This window comes from uncultured Intestinibacter sp., from assembly GCF_902468165.1.
Taxonomy (GTDB): Bacteria; Bacillota; Clostridia; order Peptostreptococcales; family Peptostreptococcaceae; genus Intestinibacter.
The window spans coordinates 1-25,638 of record NZ_CABQXJ010000040.1; the positions used below are offsets into that span (position 1 = coordinate 1).

Below are 25,638 nucleotides of genomic sequence, written 5' to 3' on the forward strand. Positions count from 1 at the left end.
TAATATTATTTTTAAAAAGAAAAGTTGCCTAATCTGTAATTATGAGAACACTTTTAAATTGGTTGATAGTTCCAATAGAACATTATTTTTATAGAAAATCTTTAAAGGTTCTAAAAAACAAAAGGATCGTAGAGAAAAAAATATTTAAAAATATAAACGAAACAGTAAATAAAAAGGAGTTAAAAAATGAAAGATATATATTTTGATAATTCAAGTACATCTTTCCCAAAGGCGCCAAATGTAGGACGAGCTATGGGAGAATTTATAGAAAATGGTGCTTTTAATATAAATAGAGGAAGTTATGAAGGTGCTTATGAGGCAGGTAGCGCTGTTTTAGATACAAGAGAAATGTTAAAAGATTTATTTAACGCTCCTGATTCAAAAAATGTAGTTTTTACACCTAGTGTAACTTACTCATTAAATTACTTCATCAAAGGATTTTTAAAGCCAAATGATCACGTTCTTGTAACAAGTGTCGAACATAATGCAGTTATGAGACCACTTGTTCAAATGAAGGAATTAGGATTAGAATTTGATGTTGTACCTTGTGACGAAGAAGGAAGTATAACTGCTGATGACTTTAGAAAATATATAAAAGAAAATACAAAAGCTATCATAACAACACATGCATCAAACGTATGTGGAACAATAATACCAATAGAAGAAATAGGGGCTCTATGCAAAGAAAAAGGATTAGTTTATGCTGTCGATACTGCCCAAACTGCTGGTATATTAAATATAGACATGCAAAAAGCTAATATAGATTTTCTTGCATTTACTGGACACAAAGGTCTATTAGGACCTCAAGGTATTGGTGGATTTATATCAAGTGATAAATTAGAAGGATTAATCTATCCAATTATAAGTGGTGGGACAGGAAGTTTATCAGATTCAGAAGAAATGCCAGATTTCCTACCAGATAGATTTGAAAGTGGGACTTTAAATTTACCTGGAATAATAGGATTACACCAAGCTTTAGTTTATTTAAAAGAAGCTGGAATAGATAATATGAGAAATGAAAAAATGGAAATAACTAAATACTTCTTAGATAAAGTTAAAGAAATAGAAGGTGCAAAAGTTGCTGGTAAAAAGACTGTAGAAGGTAGACTTGGAGTTGTATCAATCGATTTTGAAGGATTTGATAATAGTATAGTTTCATTCTACTTAAGTAGTAAGTATAAAATAATGACTAGAGTAGGAATGCATTGTGCGCCAAGAGCACATCAAACATTAAATACATTCCCTCAAGGAACTGTTAGATTCTCATTTAGTCATTTTAATACAAAAGAAGAAGTAGATATATGTATTGATGCTATAAAAACTATTTTAGATGATTTAAGACAAGGGGAAGATATTATTTAGATTATATTAAAATTAAATAAAAATTTAAGTTATGCTTGTTTTAAAATACATTATTTATTGTATTATAAGACAAGCATATTTTTTATAAATTCTACTTATGTGAAATTTTATTAAAAACTTTTAAATAATAACTTGACTTGAAGTTAACTTTAAGTGATAAGTTATTATTAGAGAAAAGATAATTGATAAAAAATTTAAAAGTAAAAATAATAATTCAAAATTTAGATGTGATTTGGAAGTAAAATGGGGTATTAAATGGAGGAAATATATGAATAAACTTTATTTAGAATGTTATAGTGGAATCAGTGGGGATATGACAGTAGGGGCATTATTAGATTTAGGTGCAGATAAAAAGGTTTTAGAATATGCACTAAATAGTTTACCTATAGATGGATTTAAAATAAAAATAAGTAGGGTTTTAAAAAGTGGCTTAGATGTATGTGACTTTGATGTGATATTAGACAAAGATAACCATGATCATGATATGAATTATCTTCATGGCCACACTGATTCTAATGATGAACAAAATAAAGCTGATAGTCATGATGAACATCAACATAGTCATAGCCATGAACATACAAATTTAAAACAAATTTTGCATATAATAGACCATGCAAAAATGACAGAAAATGCTAAAAAAATAGCAAATAATATATTTGAAATACTTGCAAAAGCTGAAGCTAAAGCTCATGGTGTTTCAATAGAAGATGTGCATTTTCACGAAGTAGCAGCAATAAAGACAAGTAAAAAATTGTCGGATAAATTTAAAATAGAAAAAATAGGTATAGGTGCTGGAAAAAGAGAATACGAAAAAGCAGGAATCTTAAGGGCTATGATAATAAAAGATAATTCAAACAAAAATCACAATATATACAAATTAGAAAGCAATATAGATGATTGTAGCGGGGAAGCTCTAGGTTATATAGTTGAAAAATTATTAAACCAAGGTGCAAAAGACGTTCATTTTATACCTGTTTTTATGAAGAAAAACCGTCCAGCTTACCAATTAAATGTAATTTGTAGAGAAGAAGATGTTGAAAAATTTGAGCAAATTATATTTGAAGAGACGACAACTATAGGTATACGCAAACAAAAGATGGAAATGACTATGCTAAAGACAGAGATTAAAAATATAGATACACCTTTAGGCAAAGTTCAAATAAAACTATGTGATTTAAAAGATGAAAAGCGTATTTATCCAGAATATAATAGCATAGTTGAAATATGCAAAAAAACTGGTAAATCGTATCAAGAAATTTATCAGTTTATAATAGATGAGGCATACAAAATGGGACAGGAAATATAGAAAATTAACTTGGTTATAATATAAAATATAAGTAAAAGATATATTATAACATAGGAGGAAAAATTATGAGAATAGCAGAAGTAAGCAAAAAATTAAACATCTCAGCAGATACACTTAGATATTATGAGCGTATAGGATTAATACCAAAAATACATCGTGACAAAAGTGGAAATAGAGATTATAAAGACTTAAATTGTAAATGGATAAAATTTATAAAATGCATGAGAAATTCAGGTATGCCTATAGAAATACTTATAGAATATGTAACTCTTTTACAAGAAGGAGAACATACTGCTGGAGTTCGTAAAGATTTATTATTAGAACAAAAAGAACATCTTCAAGATAAAATTGATGAATTACAACAAATGTTAAATTATCTAAATAGCAAAATAGAAACATACGACGAATTTATTATGAAAAAAGAAAAAGAATTGAGAAATGGAATAGAAGAGTAAATAAAAAAGAGCTGTCAACAGGCAGCCCTTTTTTATTATAATGAAATTATATATTATCTGATTTTATGATAATTTATAATTTCCAACTTTTTATCTCTTAATAAACCAACTAAAATATCCATTTTGATTTTTTTGATATGTAAGTATAGCGTCGAATTTATTTCCGTTCTTATCAGTAAGTGATTTAACCTTAGCTTCACCTTTTTTAAGAATCGATTTAATCATTGTTTTATTAGGTTTTTTCTTAAATAAAGCTAAGTATTTATCATCTTTAAAAATTCCATACTTACAAGTTTGATAATTTGTGCATAAAAATCCTTTTTCAGTTTCAACAACATCTCCTCCACATACTGGACATTTTCCAAGTGAAGTATTATCAGATTTAGAATCAGATTTTTTAGAAGTTAATTTAGATTTTTTGGCTTCTTGTGCTTCTAATTGTGATTTTGATAAAGCCTTTTTAGTTTTAGGATCATAAACATATGCATCCGTATTTATCTTTTTAGGTGAATCGTATTTTATCAAGTTTACATTTTTAACAATGAAATTCATTATATTAAGAAGATATTCTTTACGAGAGAATTGTCCCTTTTGAATATCACTTAAACTTTTTTCTAGTTTCCCTGTATAATCGACGTCAAATAAGTCTTTTACAGGGAAGATTTCAACTAAATTAATTCCTAAATCAGTTATATAATATGATTTACCCTTTTTATTAACATATCCAACTTGGGCAATTTTTTTAAGTACATCACCACGAGTTGCTGATGTACCGATAGAGTAGCCTGCTAATACTAAATCTTCATCATCTACATTTTTACCGCAGTTTTTCATAGCTTTAAGCAATGTATCTTCAGTATAAGATTTAGGTGGAGTAGTTTGTTTTTTAAGCGGTAAAATCTCTAAAACCTCTACGTTTTCGCCCTTTTCCATAGAAGGAAGTAGGTCATTTTTTTGCTCTTTATTATATACTTCTAAATATCCTTTAACTTTTAGAACTTTACCTTTAGTTAAGAAAACACTGTCGTCTACATCTGTTTTAATTTCAGTATTTTCGTATTCAGCAGGTGGCATAAAGTTTGCAATAAATCTATCTTTGATAGCTTGATAAACTATTTGTTCATCAGGAGTCAATGAGTTAGGCACTATATATGTAGGTATAATGGCACTGTGACTATCAACTTTTGATGAATCAAAAACCCTATTAGTTTTTGCAAATTTTATTTTATCTTCATAAGGAAGACCACTTTTTAATCTATTTAATGTTTGGCTAGCTTTATCAGTTAAACTCTCTTCTAAATAAACAGAATCGGTTCTAGGATATGTGATATATCCACCTTTGCCTTTACCTTCATAAAGAGATTGACAAACGCTTAAAACCTTATCTGATGTGAAATGAGAGTATTTAGAAGTAATATGACCTTGAAGTGAAGTCAAACTGAATAATTTTGGAGCATATTCTTTAGATTTAGTTACTTTTTTAGATGATATAACACCTTCTTTAGAATTAATGCTATCGATAACAGCCATAGCTTCTTCTTCAGTATCAAATTTTGTTTCTTTACCTTTTATCAACTTACCTTTGTATGTACCGTTTGTGCACTTAAAATTACCTTCAATTTCAAAGTATGTTTTAGGAACGAAGTTTTTAATCTCCATATCTCTATCATATACAAGTTTGACAGTAGGCAAAATAACACGTCCGATATTTAAAAGTTTTCCATTTCCATATTTTAATGTTGCAACTGATGTAAAATTAATACCTATAAGCCAGTCTGTAATAAGACGAGTATATCCAGCTGCTTGAAGATTTCTCATATCTTCTTCGTCTTTTAAATTCTCAAGTCCTCTAGTTATATCTTGTGGTGTCCATTCATTTACTAGAATTCTCTTAACAGGTTTTTTATTTTTAGCAAGTAAGAATATTAAAAATGCGATAAGTTCTCCTTCACGGTCATTATCTGTTGCATTTATTACATATTCTACATCCTCTCTATTTAAAAGTTCTTTTATTATGTTGAATTGTTTTTGTTTTGAATCATCTACTTTAAATTTGAATTTATCTGCTGGTATAAATGGGAAATTAGCCATTTTCCAAGAGCCAGAGTACTTTTCTTTGTCATAATCTTTCATATCATACAAAGAAACTAGATGACCAAATGCATATGTTACAATATATCCATTTCCTTCAAAATAGCCATCTCTTCTAGTCTTAGCTCCTAAGAAAGAAGCGATAGTTTTTGCGACAGATGGTTTTTCTGCAAGTATTACTTTCATAAGGAACCTCCTTTTTAAATACTCTTTATGTTATCACAAAAAAGAATTAAATTTCAAGATAAGGGGTTTAAATTTATATTGTCAAGTTAAGTTTTATATAGGCACTTAATTTATAGCTTGAAGTAAAAAAAGAATTTATTTATAATATTATTTAGTCAAAATAAAAGGAGAGATAATAATGAAAGAAATTAAAATAAAATATCTTAATGATGAAATAACTAGATTAGAATACATAGATGGAAAATCTGACTGGATAGATTTAAGAGCTGCAGAAGAAGTTGAATTAAAAGCTGGTGAATTTAAATTAATCCACTTAGGTGTAGCAATGCAATTACCAGAAGGATATGAAGCTCATATAGTACCAAGAAGTAGTACTTTCAAAAAATGGGGTATAATCCAAACTAACCACTGTGGTATAGTAGATAATACTTATTGTGGACCAAATGACTGGTGGCGTATGCCAGTGTTTGCACTTAGAGACACTAAAATAGAAGTTAACGATAGAATATGCCAATTCAGAATACAAAAAAATCAACCAACTTTAGTTTTCAATGAAGTTGAAGAAATGGAAGCTGACAATAGAGGCGGATTCGGAAGTACAGGTACAAAATAATTTTATATATAAATAAAGGGTTGTTATATGGGATTTTCATATAGCAGCCCTTTTAATATTTTTCTTAAAATAATCTTTTTATAACAAATAAAATCAGTTGTATTAATAAAAGTAATATTCCTACAAGAAAGAAAAAACACTCAATAGGGACTAAAAAGAATGGTTCGTCTAAAGTACCATCAGATAAAACTCTAGATCCAATTATGTTATAAGTAATTGCACACCCAAATGAAATTAAAAAAGGTAATAATATTACACATTTTTTCATAATTTAATCCTCCTTATAAGTATTAAATATTTAATTTATATTTTGAATTAATTGCATTTTTTTATATAATATCAGGATGAACATCAAAAAACAATATTTGATTATTGAAAAACAATAAAAATATATTGATTATCATTAAGTGATAGAGCGCATCTATCTTTGATGCTTATTATAATTAAGTAAAATAATCTATCAAATAGGGGAACTTAATATAAAAAATAGGTAACTAAAGAAAAAATATACATGGTAATTAAAGTTATTGTTTTATTTTTATGGACAAAAGGGAAGGGGTATAATAATATTTAAAATGAAAAATAAAATTAAATTATAAAAAACAAAGAGGAATACAATTTCATAGACTTTAGATAATATGAAATTTATTAAAATGTGTTTTTCAAAGATTAAAAAATCTTTGGATAAATGGGAGGAGTTGAGGATTTGTAATATCTTAAACATTGATATTACATTAAAGAAATATGGATTTTACAAGTAAAAATATTATAACAACAGCAGCAGTAACAGCGGCACTTTTACCGACATCTAGCTTTTTAATGCAAGAAAGTCAAGTAGCATATGCAGACAGTGTAGAGTATCGAGTAATAACTGGAGATGATGTTAATTTTAGAAAAGGACCGTCTACTGATTATGCATCATTAGGAAAGTTAAATAAAGGTTATAAGGTAGAATATATAAGTGAGACAAATTCATGGTCAAAAGTTAAGTACAATGGTCAAACAGGATATGTATATTCTAAATATGTAGCTCAAACAAGTACTACTTCAAACACACAAGTTAAATATGTAAATTGTACATCACTAAATGTTAGAAGTGGACCTGGGACAAGTTATTCAATAATAAAATCAATTAGTACGAATACAAAAGTAGAGGTAATATCTACAAATAATGGTTGGTCAAAGATAAAAGAAGGCTCTACTACTGGATATGTATCAGCTAAGTATTTAAGTGACTCACAGACATCATCAAGTACTTCTTCTAATACTACGAGCACTTCAACATCAGCTAGTAAATTAGTTAGTTATGCAAAATCACTTTTAGGAAAACCATATGTTTGGGGAGCGCAAGGACCAAGTAGTTTTGATTGCTCTGGATTTACATATTATGTATTCAAAAATTGTGCAAACATAACTTTACCTAGAACATCATTAGATCAAAGTACTTACGGAACTACTGTAAGTAAAAGCAACTTAAAAGTAGGAGATTTAGTATTTTTTGATACAGATGGTGCTAATGATGGTAATGTATCTCATGTAGGTATATATATAGGTTCAAATCAATTTATACATTCGTCTTCAACTAAAGGTAAAGTAGTAATTTCTGACTTTACAAATTATTATAATAATGCATTTGTAAGGGCAAAACGTGTATTATAATAATTTCATACTATAGTAAATTATTTTAGAGACTAAAAACTTAGTCTCTTTTTTTGAAAATAAATATATTTTTTGTATTAAATTCATATAATTTTGAAAATAATAGTAAATAAGAAATTATATGCAAGGAGTGATTAGATGGCTGAAATAATTGACTTTTATCAATATAAGTATAGCCGAAGTAATTATTATCTTAATTTAGCTTTAACTAAAGATAAAATAATTAATATAAAAAATTCTATAGAAGATGGATTTGAAGACTTATTTATAAATAAAGAATATGAATACGCATATAAAAGACTACACTTATTATTCGAAAATGCACTAAAAAAAGAATCTAAGGGGTATGTCACTATAAGAATAAATAAATGCTATACAAAATATCTAAAAAACTTATACTTTTCTTATTACAATAGACCAGAAAGCGATGACATAAAAGAATTAATATTTTACATGCAGTATTTAAGTGATATAGAAAGTGAAAGTATATCAAAATTTACAACACTTAGCGAAAAAACAAAACTAAGTATACTATCATATATCTAGTATAAAAGCACATATGATATAGAATTTTAACTTAAAAATGATAATAGAACTTTAAACCTATACATAAAATAATTTCTGTTATCATTTTTATGTTAATGAAATTTTTAATATAAATTTTATAAAAAAATAAACACTTGATATACTATATCTAGTGTTTTAAAGTTAGCTCAAATAAAAGCTAAGATAATTAATATTTTCTAGAAAAATTTTTTACAATCAGTATAATCATAAACATCCATCAAAGCTTCCCCGAATCTTTGATAATGAGTGATTTCTCTTTGACCTAAAAAGCTTAGCACATCTTTTATATCAGGGTCATCTGTTAAATTGATTAATTGATAATAAGTCGCCAATGCCTTTTGTTCAGCAGCCATATCCTCATGTAAATCAGTAACAGGGTCTCCAAATACATTTATATAAGCAGTTGTAAATGGAACTCCATTTGAATCTGTTGGTTGAATACCATGACCAAATTGAGCATAGTTAGTGTCCATTCCAGCAGCTTTTAATTCTTCAGGAGTAGCTCCATCAGTTAATTGATAAATCATAGATGATATTATTTCAACATGAGCTAATTCTTCAGTACCTATATCTGTTAATAATCCTTTTGATTTGCCAGTAGGCATAGTATATCTTTGTTGTAAATATCTAAGTGCGGCAGCTAATTCACCATTTGGGCCTCCAAGTTGAGCCATTATAACTTTAGCCATTCTAAGATCGCGGCACTTCAAATTTACTGGATATTCTAGTGTTTTTTCATAAATCCACATAATTTAAATCCTCCTATTTTTTACATATAAAATTCTTTTTCCCAAGGCCAAGGTTCGTCAACCCATTGCCATGGACAGTTACTTGGAGCGTGTCCAAAATTTGTTAAAGGGCCGTATTGTTTTTCATAGGCACATCTAGCTTTTGCATATTGAGAGACAAAAGAATTGTAAGTGTTTACGGCAGTTTTGTCTTCAGGATTATTATCTAAATATAAATTCATATCTACAGCAGCAAAACCTAATTCCATAACGGCTTTTATAAGGTCGTATCTACAAGTTGATTGTCTCATTATCTTCTACCTCCCAATCTATTTTTTGGTGATTCATAAAGGTAAGCATTGTAATTTTCAGAATTAAATAAGTATAATTCTGGGAATAAGCTACCGTATTTTAAAGCAGTACATAAGTTATACATTTTTGTTAGAGTCTGATTATTTACATATGGTCTTGCCAATTGGTCACCACAATTAGTTTTTATACCTCTAGTTTTTTCCATTATGTTTAAACCTCCTTGATGATATGATAGAATAAGTAATATCTACCTTAATATATAATATTAAAAGCGGGTTAAAATGTTACATTAGATATAGGAATATACAAATTGTATATATAAAAATTAATGTATAAATTATTGCGAACTTAAAAGTAAGAAATAAAGAAGGTTTATAGACTTGAATGTATATTATGAAATATGATAAAATTAATTTCATGTTTTAAATTGATGAGGTGATTTAATGAGTAAATTAGCAGGTGAAGGCTGTAAAATAATTATGCCTACGGAAGAAAAAAAGCCTTTAAGAGAAATAGAAAAAAGTATAATAAAAAAATATAGAAAATATACATGGTCTAAATTTATAAAGGCTATAAAAGATTATCAATTAGTTGAAGAAGGAGACAAAATAGCAGTAGCTATTTCTGGTGGAAAAGACAGTCTTCTTATGGCTAAAATGTTCCAAGAATTACAAAAACACGGACAAGTTAAATTTGACTTAGTATTTTTAGCTATGGACCCAGGATACCATAAAAATATAAGACAGTTATTAGAAGAAAACTGTGAATATTTAAATATACCACTTACAATATTTGATACAAATATATTTGATGTTGCAGGTGAAATAGCAGAAGATTATCCATGTTATATGTGTGCTCGTATGAGAAGGGGAGCATTATACAACAAAGCAGAAGAATTAGGCTGTAATAAATTAGCATTAGGACACCATTTTGATGATGTAATTGAAACTACAATGCTTAACTTATTATGTGCAGGTAACTTTAAAACTATGTTACCTAAATTAAAATCTAGCAACTACGACAAAATGCAAATAATAAGACCTCTTTACTATATAAGAGAAGAAAGTATAATAAGATTTATACAAAGTAGTGGAATTATGCCACTTAACTGTGCATGTATGGTTGCTGCTAAGAAAACAGGTAATAAGAGATACGAAATAAAAGAACTTATTAAAAATCTAGGTGAAGAATATCAAGAAGTTGAAAAATCAATATTCAAAGCTGCTAACAATGTATATCTTGATTCAGTTTTAGGATGGGAACAAGATGGTGTTAGACATTCTTTCTTAGAAAAATTTGAAGACTAGATATAAATAAAATAACTCCCGTTTTACGGGAGTATTTTTATTTATAATAGAAATGTACTTTTGGGTTTTATATTCATATAATTTTAAAAGAAAGTATTACATTATAATATTATATAAACTACTTTAAAATTTTGTGGTAAAATATAATAAAAGTTTATAATACATGGAAAATTATATATCTTTAAAAAGTACGGATATAATTTTAAAAAATGTGTTTTAATAAAAGGTATAGCATAAATTTAATTAGAATATTTTCTTATGATTGGGGGAATTGTATGAAGAAAATATATATGGATTTTGAAATGAACATGAACAATGCTAAAAATAAAAGGGAAGGATTTAAAGCTGATTTAATAGCAATCGGGGCTATAAAGTATGATACAAAAACTAAAGAAATAGAAAAGTTTAAGTCGTTAATAAAACCTATTTTTACAAAGACAGTTTATCCTCATATAGAAGAATTAACACATATTACAACTGAAGATTTGGAAAACGCTCCTACTTATGAGAGTGTTATGAGATCATTTAAACATTGGTTGGGAAATTTTGATGAAATAGAGGGGATTTACACTTTTGGAAATTTAGATTTAACTTGTTTTAAAAATACGGATAGAATAAGTTCACAGAAAAATAACCATCCTCGATTTTTAAACAATATCCAAAGTTTTTTTGTAGACATAAAAGAGAAATATTTAAGATATGGAATTAAGTGTATGAACTATATATCTCTAACTCACTTATTAGAGTTATCAAATACAGAGTTTAGTGGAGATGCACATGACCCTTTATATGATGCGTACAATTTACATATCTTAGATGAAGTTTTAGAAAAAGACCAAGATATAAGAAATTATTTAATAATTCAAGATATAAATAAAAATCCTTACAATCAAATAGATACTAGTATAGATTCTAAAATAAAAGATTATGAAAGATATTTATATCATAATGAAGGCAACTATACTATTGACGAACTATCTATAGATATATTGTCTATGGTTGGGAGATATGTATATTCAACTAGACAAATAAAAGTTAGAAATATAGACTTAGTAAAAGACATAATGAAAAAATTGGATACTGTAGATAAGCTAAGAGGCATAAAAGATGGTTATTTCTATGTTTTAAATAATTTTTATCTTGATTTAATGGATTTATATGGAGATGCACTTTTATATAAATTAAGTCAAGAAGAATATGAAGACGAGATGGATAATATTTTAGATTTATTTATTGAAGATATGGAATATGAAAACATCTTTATAGATATAAAAGTAGAATTTGAGCCGGCTGAAAGTTTGACATAAGCTAATTGATAAAAAATCTTCCTCGAGAAGATTTTTTTAATGTAAAAAATATATCTAAATACTACTAAATTAGTATATCTATATATATTATGGTATAATTTCAATTATAGAAATAATTAAAATCTAATAAAAATTTGATAGGTGATTATATGGTTATAAGTGAATTAGTCAAAAAACAAAAATGCTTTTTTGAAACAGGAAAAACTAAAGATATAGATTTCAGAATAGAATCACTAAATAAATTATATAAAGCTATAAATAAATATGAGGGTAAAATAGAAGAAGCATTAAAAAAAGATTTAAATAAATCTAAATTTGAGTCTTATATGACTGAAATTGGAATTACACTTAGTGATTTAACATTTATAAAAAAAAGAGTAAAGAAATGGGCAAGGGACAAGAGGGGTTTATCACCGATAAGTCAATTTCACTCTAAAAGTTTTATAAAAAAAGAACCTTATGGAGTTGCACTGATAATATCTCCGTGGAACTATCCATTTTTATTATGTATAGAACCGTTAATTGGAGCTATTGCAGCGGGAAATTGTGCAATATTAAAGGTATCTGAGGATTCAGTACATACATCAAAAGTTATAACTGAGATGATAGCAGAAACTTTCCCAGAAGAGTATATAACTGTAGTAAATGGAGATAAAGAAGTTACAACAGAATTGTTGGAAGAAAAACTAGATTATATATTTTTTACAGGTAGTCCAACAGTAGGCAAAATAATAATGAAAAAAGCAGCACAAAATTTAACTCCTGTAACATTAGAGCTAGGAGGCAAAAGTCCTTGTATAGTGGAGGAAAGTGCGGATTTAAAAGTAGCAGCAAAGAGAATAGTATTTGGTAAATACTTAAACTCAGGGCAAACTTGCGTAGCCCCAGATTATCTATTACTTCAAAATAGTGTAAAAGATGAATTTGTAAAATACTTAAAAGAATATATAGGATTATTTTATACTAAAGAGGCGTTACGAAATGAAGATTATACAAATATAATAAATGAAAGACATTTTAATAGATTAATAAACTTAATAAAAGGCGAAAAAGTAATTTATGGAGGCGATATAGATAGAGAATTATTAAAAATAGAGCCAACTATATTGGATAAAATAACTTTAGACTCGCCTATAATGCAAGAGGAAATATTCGGACCTATACTTCCTATAATAACTTTTGATAATATTGAAGAAGTAAAACATATTATTTTGCAGGGAGAAAAACCTCTAGCACTTTATTTATTTACTAAAAATAAAAAAGTAGAAGCTGATATTTTGAAAAATATATCTTTTGGAAGCGGATGTATAAATGATACAATAATACAACTAGCTACATCAAGAATGCCTTTTGGTGGAGTTGGAAATAGTGGAATGGGTTCATACCATGGAAAATATAGTTTTGATACCTTTACACATGAAAAATCGATTGTAAAGAAATACAATTGGATTGACCTACCTATAAGGTATATGCCTTATAACGATTTAAAAATGAAATTATTAAAATTATTTTTAAAATAAAGGAGATTTAAATGAGTAAATATACAGACGATAAATATATTGTTGTGGATTTAGAAACAACTGGACTAGACCCTTTTAGTGGGTGTGAAATTATAGAAATAGGTATTACTGAAATAGTAAACAACCAAATAGGCAGAAATTACTCAAGACTTATAAAGCCAAAAGGTATAATACCTTCACATATAACTGGGATAACAAGTATAACTAATGAAATGATAGAAAATGAACAAAGTTTAGAAACTGTTTTACCAAACTTCAGAAAGTATGTAGGTGATACAACAATAATAGCTCATAATGCAAAATTTGACCTTAAATTTTTAAATTACTATCTTGATTTACTAGGATTAGAACCTATAAATAATCATATATGTACTTTAGAAATGCTAAAAAAATGTAAATCTTATAAAGGTAAAAACAAAAAGTTAGAGACTGCATGCAAATACTACAATATAGTAAATGAACATGCGCATAGAGCAAATAGTGATACACTAGCGACAGCAAAATTATTTTTAACAATAAAAGATGATGTAGAATAAAATGGACTTAGGTCCATTTTTTTATATAAAATAAAATTCATAAAATAAAACTAATTTGAGATAGTAAACTATATTTATAAAAATAAATGCCCATTATGTTAAGATTTAGATACCTCAAAGACTATAGGAACAAAGCAAATTTGTAAGTAATATATTAAATAAAGAATGTTATTAAAATAGTAATACTACTTGATTATATTTGAATTAGTATATTGAAATGGGGGATATATATGAAAAGTAATAAACTAAATAACAATAATTTGAAAAAAGATTCTATAGAACAAAATGATCCTCAAGTAAGATTAATTCCTTATATTAAAAATGGAGAAAATTTTAGACTTAGAAATAATGCATCTCCATATGGGGTGAAGATGATTGCAGCACCAAATATGTGGAAATCTTCTTATACAGGAAGGGGAGTAAAAATTGCAATTATAGATTCAGGCTGTGATGTTAACCATGTAAGTTTAAAAGATAAGATAGCAGGTGTAAGAAACTTTACCCCTGAAGATATGAAAAATCCCAACATAGTAACAGATAGAATTGGTCATGGGACACATGTTGCAGGAACTATAGCAGCAAAAAATTATTCGAATTTTTTGATTGGAGTTGCGCCAGAAGCTCAGCTATATATATTAAAAGCAATAGATAGAACTGGCTCTGGAAAGGCGAGTTGGGTGATAAATGCGATTAATTATGCTACTGATTTAAATGTAGATATAATATCTATGTCTCTTGGAATGCCAACTAGTGATGATAAATTAGAAAAAGCTATAAAAAATGCAATTAAAAATGGAATATCTGTAGTATGTGCAGCAGGTAATGAAGGTGATGGTGATTATGATGATTTTGAATATTCATATCCGGCTGCATATGTAGATGTAATATCAGTAGGAGCAGTAAATAAAAAAGCAGTTCCAGCATATTTTTCAAATGCAAATTTAGTTATAGACTGTGTTGCTCCAGGTGTTGATATTATTTCAACTTTTCCAAATAACACATATGCTAGTCTTAGTGGAACTAGTATGGCAGCCCCCCATGTTACAGGGACATTAGCTCTTCTCAAAAACTGGTCAGATGATGTATTTCAGAGAGAACTTACAGCAGATGAGTTGTATGCGCAACTAATAAAATTTACAAAAACACTTGAATATCCTAGAACAATACAGGGAAATGGACTTGTGTATTTAAAGCCGAGATAAGTAAGATATTAAAATATATATAAGAGATGAACTATTTTTTTAGAATAATAAAATGGTTCATCTTTTGAATTTGAGCCTCATATTATATAGTAATATAAAGTGGGGAGTTGAAAATCATGATATATATTGATATGGATATACTTACGGATAAGATACAATTCAGCATTTTTAGATATTTTTCTAATACTAAAAAAGTAATAAGAAGAGATGAAATAGTCTTGCCTAGATGTTATAATACAGCCCAAAAGTTGAATTATGTTAGAAATTTAGTGTCTATTTTTATCGAAGAAGATAACATCAAATACTACAAAATTCATATTGGAGACTTAGAAAATAATGAGGATGTTAAGAAAATTTTAGATGATATGGAAGAGGCAATAAAGATGGAAGGGGTATTAGAAGAATTATTTATAAGTAGGGGAGTTGAAAAATGGAAATAAAATCAAAGTTAAATATGAAGATTATAAAAAAAGTGCAGTCACATGGAGCCAATTCATCTTTATATATAGTAGAAGATACACAATTAAAAGAAATTTTTATGTTAAAACAAATAGATAAAAACACTATAAAAGAAAGTAGTAAGTATTTTGATGAAGTAAGAAAAATTAAAGATATAGAAAATAAAAATATAGTAAAAGTAAATTATGCTACTTATGATGACGATAATATATATATATCTATGCCATATTATAAAAATGGCTCTCTACAAGATATACTCCAAAATAGAAATTTAACTGTAAGAGAAATAGTAAAGTATTCTCTAGATATATTAAGTGGAATTTATTATATTCATAAAAATCAAATTTTACATTGTGATATAAAGCCGAGTAATATTTTAATTGATGATTATAATTGTGCAGTTTTAGCTGATTTTGGGTCTTCTATAAATATAAATTCAGATGGAGTAGGCAAACTAAAAAATGTGTACTATAAACATATTGCGCCAGAGCAATGTTATAGTTCAAAAGTAGATATGCGTATTGATATTTATCAATTTGGAAACACTTTATATAGAATGTGTAATGGTGAAGAAGAATACAATCGCCAAGTCAAAAAACGAAAAAATCTACCCGAATTAAAAATGGCTATAGTAAATGGTGAATTCCCAGCCAGAAAAAAATACTACCCACATATACCAAGGAAACTAATTGAAATAACTGAAAAATGTCTAAACTTAGATCCAAATGATAGATATCAAAGTGTATTAGAAATTTTAAATGATATGGCAAGAGTAAATACTAACTTAGATTGGAGATATGAAAGAGAAGATAACATTTATAGATGGATAAAAGAAAATAAAAAAATTGTAATGTATAAACAAGATGGAATTTGGAGAGTAAATTATAAAACAAAGGGTGAATTTGAACAAAGTTTTGAGAAATTTTCGCAAGGATTTAGATATATTAGAAAGATTATAAAAGAAGACAATTAAAAATGGGGTTGTTGATTATTTATCCAACAACCTCATTTTTTAATTATTTATTATTTTTCTCTTTAATTTCCTTTTGGATTTTTTTGAGAGCTTTTTTTGAACCCCTTGCAATATCTTTGTTTAATTTGATTTTTTTAAAAGAAGTAAATAAAGTATTTAAATCATAACCTTCTGGATATAAATCTTTAGCTTTTAAGTAAGGTTCAGTTCTCTTTACATTTACTGTTATAAATTCGTTATTATATAAAACTTGAACGTTATTAAATTTATCGATAGGAGAATATACTATTGCATAATCATCTTTGTCTAAAAGTTTTATTTTGTCTCCTACAGAATAATCAAAAGTAGTAGTATGTTTATTGTTTATTGGAGTTTCAGTTCTTATTTTGTTGTTATCAATTAATTTTATTTCATAATCTTTATTGTTTATATAATTAACAGCTTTCTTTAGGACTTTGTCTTTGATTCCCATTTTTTTAGAGATAAATAAAGCATTGCTATTTTGGGAATGCCCTATGGTCAATTTATAAAGAGGTTCTAATGTATCTTTATCAAACATCATACCTGCATTTTCAAAATCAGGGTGTATAGTGGCGTATTTTTTTAATTCACCATAATGTGTTGATGCAATTGTTATACATCCCATTTCATATAACTCTTCTAATATAGCTATTGCAAGAGCAGCTCCTTCATTTGGTTCAGTACCACTTCCTATTTCGTCTAGAAGTACTAAAGTAGATTTGTTGCTTTTGTTGATTATGGAAGCTATATTTTTAATATGAGAAGAAAATGTGCTAAGTGCATTTTCGATACTTTGATCGTCTCCTATATCGACAAATATATTTTCAAAAATTGATATTGAAGTTCCTTTTTCAGCAGGAATATCAATTCCACATTGTGTCATTAAGACGAGAATGCCGACTGTTTTTAGTGTTACTGTTTTTCCTCCAGCATTAGGGCCTGTTATTATTAAATTTCTGTATTTTTCTCCAATTTCAAAATCAAGAGGAACTATATCCCCTTTAAGTAGTGGATGTTTAGCTTTTACTAATTTAATATAGCCATGATTATTTAAATCTGGTGTTATACAGTTATTATTTAGGCTGTACTTAGCTTTTGCAAATATCATATCGTAAGTAGAAATTACTTCTAGATTTATTTTTATTTCGTTTATATTTTCAAAAATTAATTCTGTTAAATACGATAGTATTTTATATTCTTCAATAGCTTCTTCTGATTTAAGTGAAATAAGTTGAGTGCTGAATTTTGATATATTATCGGGTTCTATAAATACGGTACCTCCTTTTGCGGAAATATCTAAGATGGTACCGTTTACATAATTTTTATAAGTTGATTTTATAGGGATAACATATCTATCATCTCTTTTACTTATTAAAAATTCTTGTATATATTTTTTATTTGAACTTGAAGTTAAAAATTTATTAAGCTTTTCTTTTATTTTATCTTCACATGCCTCAATGCTTTTTCTTATTTTTTTAAGCTGGCTTGAAGCATTCGTATTTATTTTATTTGATTTTATGCAGTGATTTATTTCTTCTGAAATAAAACTTAAATCTGTTATATTTAATGCATAAGAAGAGAGTGTTTCACCATAAAAGCTCATATTTTTCATGAAAATTTTTATTTTATTGCATCCTCGTAAGAATGCTTCTATTTTCATAAGATCTTCAGTATTTAAGGTTATTCCCTTTTCTAATTTATCTATTAATGGATTTAAATTAAATACACCTTCAAGTGGAATATGTGTACTATTATTTAATATATTTCTAGCGTCTTTGTTTTCATTTAGTATAGTATTTATAGAATTGATATTTTTCTTAGGTGTTAATTTGTCTATAAGTTCTTTACCAAGAGAACTTACACAGTAGACTTTGAGTAATTCCTTTAAATCATTTAGTTGTAGTTTTTCTAATGTAGTATTATTCATTTTTGGCTCCTTTATTTATATAAGTTATTTTATATAACCTAGTAAATAAGGAGTTTTTAAGTTGTACTCCTTATTTACTAAGAAGCACCACTTCTAAATTATAAGTTTTATTCAAAAAGCATTCTCCTTTTATTAAATTTATTTGAAATTCTTAATTGTATATTATTTAATATAATAGAAATTGTTTTAATATAATAAAAAACAATTATAAATAAGTTTTCCTAAATCATAAAAATTATACTTTAAATCGTAATATATTTATATAAATTAGAATAAAATTATTTATGTAGTATTATATAATATATACGATCATTTTCAAAAGCTTCTTCTACATATAATCCTGCCTGTCTAAACATATTTCTTTGTTGATAAATATCTAAAAGTTTTGGAGTATATATTGGAGCATTTGTTCCTATATATGAGTTTAGTGATTTTCTGCTTTCTGGATGAGCTATTAATAGTTTTCCATCATCTGATAAATTATTTTCGATAAGTTTTTTTGTAGTACTTATTTTGTGTTTTAATAGTGGAAAGACTGAAAAGAGTATTATTTTATCGAAAGTACCTTTTATATCATCTGATTCGACATCAGCTAATTGGAACTCTATATTTTGTACATTTTTAAATTTTTCTTTAGCAATTTCAATCATATTAAGTGATTTATCTACACCTTTTATATTACCTTTTGGATTGTGTTGATGAACAAATGGTATCAACATTCCTGTACCAGTTCCTACATCTAAGATTTTATCATTTTCCTTTATAGAAAATCGATCTAAAATATAGCTTATTTTACAGATGTCCATTATTTTTGTATAATCCCAGTTAATTGAGTTTGAATCTAAAAATTGTGTATAATCCATGAAAATTTCCCTCCTTACTGCACAATAATTAACATTTTGAAAAAAGTAGCCACGAAAGCAAGTAACCTTCCTGGCTTGACAAAATCTTAATTAAATAATAATATAGAAAGTTAGAAAATGCAACTAATTAGAGCTTGTCTATTTTCAACAAATTGAGATAAAAAATTAAAATATTAAAAAAATACTTGACTTAAAGTTTAATTGAAAATATAATCAATTTATATCAATTAAATTTTACTAAACTGTTGGAAGGATGGTAAATATGTCAGAATACGATAAGTTAAAATTAGATAATCAGTTGTGCTTTTCTCTATATGCACTTTCAAGAGAAGTGATAAAAATGTACCAGCCAGTATTATCAAAATACAACTTAACATATACTCAATATGTGACTATGTTAGCTATGTGGGAGCTTGAAAAAGCGCCATTTAAAGAAGTAGCTAAAAAGCTTTATTTAGATTCCGGAACGCTTACTCCAGTTTTAAAAAAACTAGAAAGTATGGGTCTTGTAAATAAATACAGAGATAAAAACGACGACCGCATGGTAATTGTAGAATTAACTCAAAAAGCAATCGATTTAAAAGATGACATAAAAAAAGTTCCAGATGAAATGTACTGTAAAATAAATGGTTTGGAAGTAGATGAACTTATTGACTTAAAGAAAAGTTTAGACAAAATGTTAAAGCAGTTAGGCAAGTAATTGTCTAACTAAAAAATAACACAAATTAATTGAATTAAATTAAATTTAAATAAATTAATTGTAAATAAAAATATATTTTAGGAGAAGAAAAATGAAATTTTACGATTTTAAAGCAAAAAAAATAAATGGACAAGAAGTAGAAATGAAAGATTACGAAGGAAAGGTAGTTTTAATAGTTAATACAGCTAGTAAATGTGGTTTTACACCTCAATTTGCAGAATTAGAAAATTTATATAAAGAATATAAAGATTCAGGATTAGAGATACTAGGTTTTCCATGCAACCAATTTGCAAAACAAGACTCTGGGAGCAATGAAGAAATACATTCATTTTGCCAGTTAAATTACGGAGTATCATTTAATATGTTTGAAAAAATAGAAGTCAACGGGAAAAATGCACATCCACTTTATAGATTTTTAAAAGATCAACAAGGTGGAATAATGGGAAGTGATATAAAATGGAACTTCACAAAGTTTTTAATAGATAGAGATGGAAATGTAGTAAAAAGATATGCTCCAATTGTAAAACCGAGCAAAATAGAAAGTGATATAAAAGATTTATTAAAATAATTTAGCATTAAAATATTTCAAATGAAATTCTTAAAAATAAAAATTATAATCAGATATTGATGTATTTTTTAGTTAAATTTACAAATAATAAAAAAGGATTATAAGTAAATAATTAATAAATATAAAGGAGAAAAATATGATATACGATTATAAAGTTAAAGATACAAACGGCGAAACAACTTCCTTAGATAATTATAAAGGAAAAGTACTTTTAGTAGTTAATACTGCTACGGGTTGTGGATTTACACCACAATATGAAGGGCTTCAAAAATTATATGATAAATATAAAGACAAAGGCTTTGAAGTATTAGATTTCCCATGCAATCAATTTTTTGAACAAGCTCCGGGATCTGATGAAGAAATAAAAAATTTCTGTACAACAAATTATGGTACAACTTTCAAACGTTTCTCAAAAATAGACGTAAATGGTGAAGGTGCGGATCCAGTATATAAATACTTAAGAGGGCAAGCACCAAGTGCTACAGAAGACGAAAAATCTCAAGAGCTATACGAATTTTTGAGCTCAAAAGGATTTAATACGAGCGGTGATGATATTAAATGGAATTTCACTAAATTCTTAATCGATAAAGATGGAAACGTAATAAAAAGATTTGCACCAACTGATGATCCAGAAAAAATAGAAACAGAAATAGAAAAATTATTGTAAGACAAACTTTAAGAAAAGTAGTTTAGTAAAAATAAGAATAGTAAATATAGAAAAAATCAAAAATATATACAATAAAAAATTTAGGAGATATTGTAGAATTTTTATATTATCTACAATATCTCCTATTATTTTATACAAAAATAATATTTTAACTTTTAATATGTCGAAGTACAAACTTTTTGGAATCATCGAAAAATTTATTTAGAGATTCTTCTGTAAACAATTCATTTTTGGGAAAAGTCGGTATTTGACTTTTATAATTTTCATAAATCCACTTTTCAGTAAGCTCAATATCACTTGGAGTAATTGTATATACTCCATTATCAGTTTTTATGTCGATATTTTTCTTTGGAAATGTAAATTTATTTTCTATATCTAAATACTTTGCAATAAGATTGAAGTTTTTATGTTTGAACTTAATGCAAGACTCCCTATCTCCATAAAAAACACCATCTAAGGTCTTCATTCCTATGATAATATTTTCACTATTATAAATAAAATAATGTTCTTTTAATAAATTATTTAGATAATAATCTAAAAGTATATGGCAGTAGATACCTGTAGAGATTATATCGTTTTTCGCCCAATATCTATCTTTATACTTTTGTAAATCTGGCAAGCTAAGCTCATCTTTATAAATATAATAGTGTGAGAATTTTGATGAGATTGGATTATCCATAGGTATTAAGAAACCTGATTTAATATCTGGAATTAAGTTTGCAAGTATAAAAAGATTTTCTTCTTCTTTATTTAAAGCTAAAGTATTTGAAATTTCAGTAGCTAATTTTATATGAAAACTCCATGCTGGCATAATAAAAAGTCCTTTCTATAATATAATATTTTAAAAATCTCCCAAAATTTATATACATATTATGTATTATAAAGTGAATGGAATAAATTTCAATAAAAAATAATATATAATCTTTGAAGAAATTTATTGAAATTTAATCTTTATTCATGTATATTTTAATAAGTGAATCATAAATTTTGATAATCAAAATATTTTATATAAAAAATATTTTATGATTTTAAGGAGGAATATTGTGAAAAAGAAATTAGTAATAGGAATTATAGTAATTTTATTAGCATTGACGGGTGTAGGATATGCTATAGGAGATTATTTTGTAAATTATGCGCTATCACCAGTAAGTGACTCAGTAAATAGAGAAATAAATGAAGAAGATAAGATTAATATAAAAGAAGATGCCCAAAATATTATAAAATCAAATCAAACTAAAGAAATGAAAAAGGGAGAAAAATTCAAAAATACTACATCATCTGCAGAAATTAAAAGCAATGATGGATTAAAGTTAAAAGCTAAATATAAAATTCAAAAAAAACAAACTGATAAATGGGTAGTTTTAATACATGGATACAAATCAAATAACGATAATATGATGTCTTATGCTGAAAAATACTACAAAGAGGGATATAATGTTTTACTTCCTAATAATAGAGCTCATGGAAATAGCGAAGGTGAATATATAGGTATGGGCTGGTTAGATAAAGAAGATATATCATGTTGGATAGATTGGATAGTAAAAAACGACCCAAAATCTAAAATAATACTTCATGGAGTATCTATGGGTGGTGCTACAACTATGATGACATCAGGAGATAATTTGGATAATGTAGTTGGATACATAGAAGATTGTGGATATACTAGTGTATGGGATATATTTGAAAGTGAATTAGATAAAAGATTTTCACTTCCTGCATTCCCGATATTAAATATATCTAGTACAGTAGCAAATTTAAAAGCTGGATATGATTTTACAGAGGCATCTAGTTTAGAACAAGTTAAAAAATGTAAAAAGCCGATGTTATTTATCCATGGTGGAAAAGACGACTTTGTTCCAACTGATATGGTATACGAAGTTTATAATGTTGCAAACTGTAAAAAGGACTTATATATAGTTGAACAAGCAGGACATGCTGAAGCGAAGGACTACGACCCAGATGCATATTGGGATAAAGTTTTTAACTTTATAAATGAAAATATCGAAATTTAATTGCTTAATATAAAATAAATATTCCCACAAGAGAAAGTACTATATCTCAGGTGGGAATATTTTTATTTTAAATATTTTTATGCGGTATTTATAAGGTATGTATTTTGTAACTTAAATTTGTTCAGATGAAATAGTTTTATCAGAATGATTTGCTGTGACTTTGTCTTCTGGTTTATCGACGTTGCAGAAGTAGTGTATTTCGGAATTGTATTCATATTTTGTTAAATCGCCGATTTTAAAATAAGTGTTACATTTTTCACATTTGGCAACAGAACTCAGTTTTGCACATTTAGGACATATCATATCGTAGTCATAAAAATGATAGTACTTATCCGTCGCCTTTATTTCACAGTCACAAATTTCACAATAACCTATAACTTCAGCAGATTCATCTTGAAAATTATCTTCATGATTATTTGAATAATTATAGTCCATTTATTTACCCCCTTTTATAAAAATAAAATTCCTATATATTACATTATATCATATGAATATATAGGAATTCGTGTGAATTTTAATACATATAATTCAGATTTATAATTTATATGAAATATTATATTTATACAGATTAACAATTTATTAAATAATGATATGCTATTTGATACTTTCTATTTCTATCTAAGTCTCTTTCAGTTAAAGATGGAAGTCTTTTTAAATCCATATTGTGCATTAAATCAGCAAGTTTGACTTCTTTTGCTAATTTGTTAGAGCTTAGATTTTTTATATATTCTTGATAATCTTGTTTAGGATCATATCTTGTAAGCAAAACAACAGTATCGACGATATGTTGTGATAGTCCAATTTCAAGCAAGTACTCAGAATCTACATCAGTATCTTCAATTACATCGTGGAGTATAGCTACGATTTTAGCATCTTTACTTTTTACATTTTCCATTACATGCAGAGGATGTAGTATATATGGATTGCCGGATTTATCAGTTTGACCTTTGTGTTTTTTTACTGCTAGTTCTAGTGCTAATTGAAACTGTTCATTATAAGATAACATTTGTTTACCTCCTGTAATATAAATTTATGTATATTATATCCTATGTTTTTTTATTTTTGTGAAAAATATAGGGATTATTGATTTTATGGAGAATATAGTTTTTTGTATAAATAATATATTAAATGACAGCGTCAAATAAAAAATAAGAAATAATATAGTATAATATAAGAAATATTAAGTTAAAAATTAGTATTTTAAGGTGGTGATATCTGAAAATATATAAAATAAAGTTTATAAAATAAATTCAGGGGGGATTATGTTGAATTTAGAATACTCAAGGGATAAATATAAGCAAATTGAAGATATCTTAAATAATAAAGAAGAAATAAATGAACATGATATAAAAGATATAGAAAAAAACTTAAAACAATTAGGAGAGATAAATTTAATTAATAATATAAATCAAATAAAAAAATACGACTATAAAGATTCTTTAATTAAGGAAGTATTTAAAGAAGTCATTGGAAGTGATATTAATTTAGATAACACTACAAACAGAGATTTTAAAATAAAAGAAGACAATATACAGGAAAACATACCTGAATCAACTAATACTTTAAAAGATAGAGAAACAGCTCACAATATTTATAATTTTAAAACTATAGATGAATTATATGATATATTTAAGTTAGATGCTGAAAAATATAAAAAAGAAAATATTTTAAATAAAAATCTTGATATAGTAAAAATATTTAATGATGATAAATTTGAATCATATCTAAAATTTTTAGATGATGGATTTCCTTTAAGTGTTTATCAAAGGTTGAATATAAAAATTTATAGTATATATGAAATTAACTTATTTTTTTATATTTTAGGATATGAAGATTATCTTATCAAAACAAAACCTAATATTAAAAATAATATAGAACATAAAGAAAATCAAATAAGTATAAATCAAAGTATAAAAGATGAAGTTTATTTAAAAAAATTACTAAATATATACTATATAGAAGATTTAGATTATATATATAAATACGATATATATAACAATAAAAATTCCACTATAAAAATAGGTAAATGCAGAGATTTACTAAACCCTTCAATAAACAAAACTCTAAGCAAAATTTTTAAAAACAAGATGATGAGATTTAACTCATCTATATTTATACAAGGTAAAAATAAGTTTAAATCTAAAAATAAAAACAAAGATATAAATACAGATTGCAAAATTTTAATTTATACAAAAAAATCTGAACATGAAATAAATTTATATCAGTTAAAAATACATATGCAAAGGTAGTGATTATTATATGAGTTATAATATATTACAAAAAAATATAGAGGATAA

The 25,638-nt window shown here is 26.4% G+C and carries 28 protein-coding genes; 18 read left to right on the top strand and 10 right to left on the bottom strand.

The window, feature by feature from the left end:
* The first annotated feature begins 186 nt into the window (after window positions 1-186).
* From RDX53_RS08400 to RDX53_RS08410, 3 genes are all read left to right on the top strand, one after another.
* Complete coding sequence (locus RDX53_RS08400) at window positions 187-1,362, top strand: aminotransferase class V-fold PLP-dependent enzyme (RefSeq protein ID WP_295761402.1); 1,176 nt, start codon at window positions 187-189, stop codon at window positions 1,360-1,362.
* 268 nt (window positions 1,363-1,630) lie between these two features.
* Complete coding sequence (locus tag RDX53_RS08405; protein ID WP_307993962.1) at window positions 1,631-2,668, top strand: LarC family nickel insertion protein; 1,038 nt, start codon at window positions 1,631-1,633, stop codon at window positions 2,666-2,668.
* A gap of 65 nt (window positions 2,669-2,733) precedes the next feature.
* Window positions 2,734-3,123 (top strand): MerR family transcriptional regulator, encoded by a 390-nt coding sequence (locus RDX53_RS08410; protein ID WP_307993963.1) that lies wholly within the window; start codon window positions 2,734-2,736, stop codon window positions 3,121-3,123.
* Window positions 3,124-3,213: 90 nt separating this feature from the next.
* Here RDX53_RS08410 and RDX53_RS08415 read toward each other — a convergent pair whose 3' ends face one another.
* Window positions 3,214-5,400 carry a DNA topoisomerase gene (locus RDX53_RS08415; protein WP_307993964.1) on the bottom strand — a complete coding sequence of 729 codons (2,187 nt, stop codon included), beginning with the start codon at window positions 5,398-5,400 and terminating at the stop codon, window positions 3,214-3,216.
* Window positions 5,401-5,578: 178 nt separating this feature from the next.
* On the opposite strand from RDX53_RS08415, the gene RDX53_RS08420 reads away from it, so the two are divergent.
* Window positions 5,579-6,013 (top strand): dUTP diphosphatase, encoded by a 435-nt coding sequence (locus tag RDX53_RS08420; protein ID WP_295677123.1) that lies wholly within the window; start codon window positions 5,579-5,581, stop codon window positions 6,011-6,013.
* Between the two features lie 64 nt (window positions 6,014-6,077).
* On the opposite strand, the gene RDX53_RS08425 is transcribed toward RDX53_RS08420, so the two are convergent.
* Complete coding sequence (locus tag RDX53_RS08425) at window positions 6,078-6,281, bottom strand: DUF3955 domain-containing protein (protein ID WP_195930256.1); 204 nt, start codon at window positions 6,279-6,281, stop codon at window positions 6,078-6,080.
* A 476-nt stretch (window positions 6,282-6,757) separates the two neighbouring features.
* Between RDX53_RS08425 and RDX53_RS08430 the strand changes: the two genes are divergently transcribed.
* The gene (locus tag RDX53_RS08430) at window positions 6,758-7,672 is read left to right on the top strand and encodes an SH3 domain-containing protein (protein ID WP_307993965.1); all 915 of its coding nucleotides are present in this window, start codon (window positions 6,758-6,760) and stop codon (window positions 7,670-7,672) included.
* Window positions 7,673-7,810: 138 nt separating this feature from the next.
* Window positions 7,811-8,218, top strand: coding sequence for a hypothetical protein (locus RDX53_RS08435; protein ID WP_195930258.1), 408 nt, complete (start codon window positions 7,811-7,813; stop codon window positions 8,216-8,218).
* Window positions 8,219-8,415: 197 nt separating this feature from the next.
* On the opposite strand, the gene RDX53_RS08440 is transcribed toward RDX53_RS08435, so the two are convergent.
* Genes RDX53_RS08440 through RDX53_RS08450 form a run of 3 tightly spaced genes read right to left on the bottom strand, consistent with a single transcriptional unit; the run spans window position 8,416 to window position 9,484 of the window.
* Entirely contained in the window at window positions 8,416-8,988 is a 573-nt protein-coding gene (locus RDX53_RS08440; protein WP_307993966.1) for a manganese catalase family protein, read from the bottom strand.
* 20 nt (window positions 8,989-9,008) lie between these two features.
* A complete protein-coding gene (locus tag RDX53_RS08445) occupies window positions 9,009-9,278 on the bottom strand; it encodes a spore coat protein CotJB (protein WP_195929323.1) in 270 nt (89 codons plus the stop codon).
* A complete protein-coding gene (locus tag RDX53_RS08450) occupies window positions 9,278-9,484 on the bottom strand; it encodes a spore coat associated protein CotJA (protein ID WP_195929322.1) in 207 nt (68 codons plus the stop codon). Before RDX53_RS08450 ends, RDX53_RS08445 begins: the two co-directional genes overlap by 1 nt.
* A gap of 238 nt (window positions 9,485-9,722) precedes the next feature.
* Between RDX53_RS08450 and RDX53_RS08455 the strand changes: the two genes are divergently transcribed.
* The 7 genes from RDX53_RS08455 to RDX53_RS08485 all read left to right on the top strand — a co-directional run bounded on the left by RDX53_RS08455 (window position 9,723) and on the right by RDX53_RS08485 (window position 16,583).
* Window positions 9,723-10,586 (top strand): ATP-binding protein, encoded by an 864-nt coding sequence (locus RDX53_RS08455; protein ID WP_295733015.1) that lies wholly within the window; start codon window positions 9,723-9,725, stop codon window positions 10,584-10,586.
* Window positions 10,587-10,861: 275 nt separating this feature from the next.
* Complete coding sequence (locus RDX53_RS08460) at window positions 10,862-11,893, top strand: 3'-5' exonuclease (protein ID WP_195931094.1); 1,032 nt, start codon at window positions 10,862-10,864, stop codon at window positions 11,891-11,893.
* Window positions 11,894-12,042: 149 nt separating this feature from the next.
* Window positions 12,043-13,413 carry an aldehyde dehydrogenase gene (locus RDX53_RS08465; protein WP_307993967.1) on the top strand — a complete coding sequence of 457 codons (1,371 nt, stop codon included), beginning with the start codon at window positions 12,043-12,045 and terminating at the stop codon, window positions 13,411-13,413.
* Between the two features lie 11 nt (window positions 13,414-13,424).
* Complete coding sequence (locus RDX53_RS08470) at window positions 13,425-13,949, top strand: 3'-5' exonuclease (RefSeq protein ID WP_307993968.1); 525 nt, start codon at window positions 13,425-13,427, stop codon at window positions 13,947-13,949.
* Window positions 13,950-14,179: 230 nt separating this feature from the next.
* A complete protein-coding gene (locus tag RDX53_RS08475) occupies window positions 14,180-15,151 on the top strand; it encodes a S8 family peptidase (RefSeq protein ID WP_195931097.1) in 972 nt (323 codons plus the stop codon).
* Window positions 15,152-15,267: 116 nt separating this feature from the next.
* Window positions 15,268-15,591 carry a hypothetical protein gene (locus RDX53_RS08480; protein ID WP_195931098.1) on the top strand — a complete coding sequence of 108 codons (324 nt, stop codon included), beginning with the start codon at window positions 15,268-15,270 and terminating at the stop codon, window positions 15,589-15,591.
* Window positions 15,582-16,583, top strand: a complete 1,002-nt coding sequence (locus RDX53_RS08485; protein ID WP_295761390.1) for a serine/threonine-protein kinase — start codon at window positions 15,582-15,584, stop codon at window positions 16,581-16,583. Before RDX53_RS08480 ends, RDX53_RS08485 begins: the two co-directional genes overlap by 10 nt.
* Window positions 16,584-16,626: 43 nt before the next feature.
* Here RDX53_RS08485 and RDX53_RS08490 read toward each other — a convergent pair whose 3' ends face one another.
* A complete protein-coding gene (locus tag RDX53_RS08490) occupies window positions 16,627-18,531 on the bottom strand; it encodes an endonuclease MutS2 (RefSeq protein WP_307993969.1) in 1,905 nt (634 codons plus the stop codon).
* A gap of 278 nt (window positions 18,532-18,809) precedes the next feature.
* Complete coding sequence (locus RDX53_RS08495) at window positions 18,810-19,394, bottom strand: class I SAM-dependent methyltransferase (RefSeq protein WP_195931101.1); 585 nt, start codon at window positions 19,392-19,394, stop codon at window positions 18,810-18,812.
* Window positions 19,395-19,656: 262 nt separating this feature from the next.
* Between RDX53_RS08495 and RDX53_RS08500 the strand changes: the two genes are divergently transcribed.
* The 3 genes from RDX53_RS08500 to RDX53_RS08510 all read left to right on the top strand — a co-directional run bounded on the left by RDX53_RS08500 (window position 19,657) and on the right by RDX53_RS08510 (window position 21,329).
* Window positions 19,657-20,094 carry a MarR family winged helix-turn-helix transcriptional regulator gene (locus RDX53_RS08500; RefSeq protein WP_295761384.1) on the top strand — a complete coding sequence of 146 codons (438 nt, stop codon included), beginning with the start codon at window positions 19,657-19,659 and terminating at the stop codon, window positions 20,092-20,094.
* Between the two features lie 91 nt (window positions 20,095-20,185).
* Entirely contained in the window at window positions 20,186-20,662 is a 477-nt protein-coding gene (locus RDX53_RS08505) for a glutathione peroxidase (protein WP_295676498.1), read from the top strand.
* Window positions 20,663-20,798: 136 nt separating this feature from the next.
* Entirely contained in the window at window positions 20,799-21,329 is a 531-nt protein-coding gene (locus RDX53_RS08510) for a glutathione peroxidase (RefSeq protein WP_295574003.1), read from the top strand.
* Window positions 21,330-21,477: 148 nt separating this feature from the next.
* Here the strand turns inward: RDX53_RS08510 and RDX53_RS08515 are convergent, their stop codons facing one another.
* Window positions 21,478-22,140, bottom strand: coding sequence for a hypothetical protein (locus tag RDX53_RS08515; protein ID WP_295761381.1), 663 nt, complete (start codon window positions 22,138-22,140; stop codon window positions 21,478-21,480).
* 232 nt (window positions 22,141-22,372) lie between these two features.
* Between RDX53_RS08515 and RDX53_RS08520 the strand changes: the two genes are divergently transcribed.
* On the top strand, window positions 22,373-23,341 hold the full coding sequence (locus RDX53_RS08520) for an alpha/beta hydrolase (protein ID WP_307993970.1): 969 nt from the start codon (window positions 22,373-22,375) through the stop codon (window positions 23,339-23,341).
* A gap of 111 nt (window positions 23,342-23,452) precedes the next feature.
* On the opposite strand, the gene RDX53_RS08525 is transcribed toward RDX53_RS08520, so the two are convergent.
* Both RDX53_RS08525 and RDX53_RS08530 read right to left on the bottom strand, forming a co-directional pair.
* Window positions 23,453-23,776 carry a hypothetical protein gene (locus tag RDX53_RS08525; protein WP_195931810.1) on the bottom strand — a complete coding sequence of 108 codons (324 nt, stop codon included), beginning with the start codon at window positions 23,774-23,776 and terminating at the stop codon, window positions 23,453-23,455.
* Window positions 23,777-23,909: 133 nt separating this feature from the next.
* Entirely contained in the window at window positions 23,910-24,347 is a 438-nt protein-coding gene (locus tag RDX53_RS08530) for an HD domain-containing protein (RefSeq protein ID WP_295733031.1), read from the bottom strand.
* A 256-nt stretch (window positions 24,348-24,603) separates the two neighbouring features.
* Here RDX53_RS08530 and RDX53_RS08535 point away from each other — a divergent pair, with 256 nt between their 5' ends.
* Window positions 24,604-25,590, top strand: a complete 987-nt coding sequence (locus RDX53_RS08535; protein WP_295676506.1) for a hypothetical protein — start codon at window positions 24,604-24,606, stop codon at window positions 25,588-25,590.
* Window positions 25,591-25,638 lie beyond the last annotated feature (48 nt).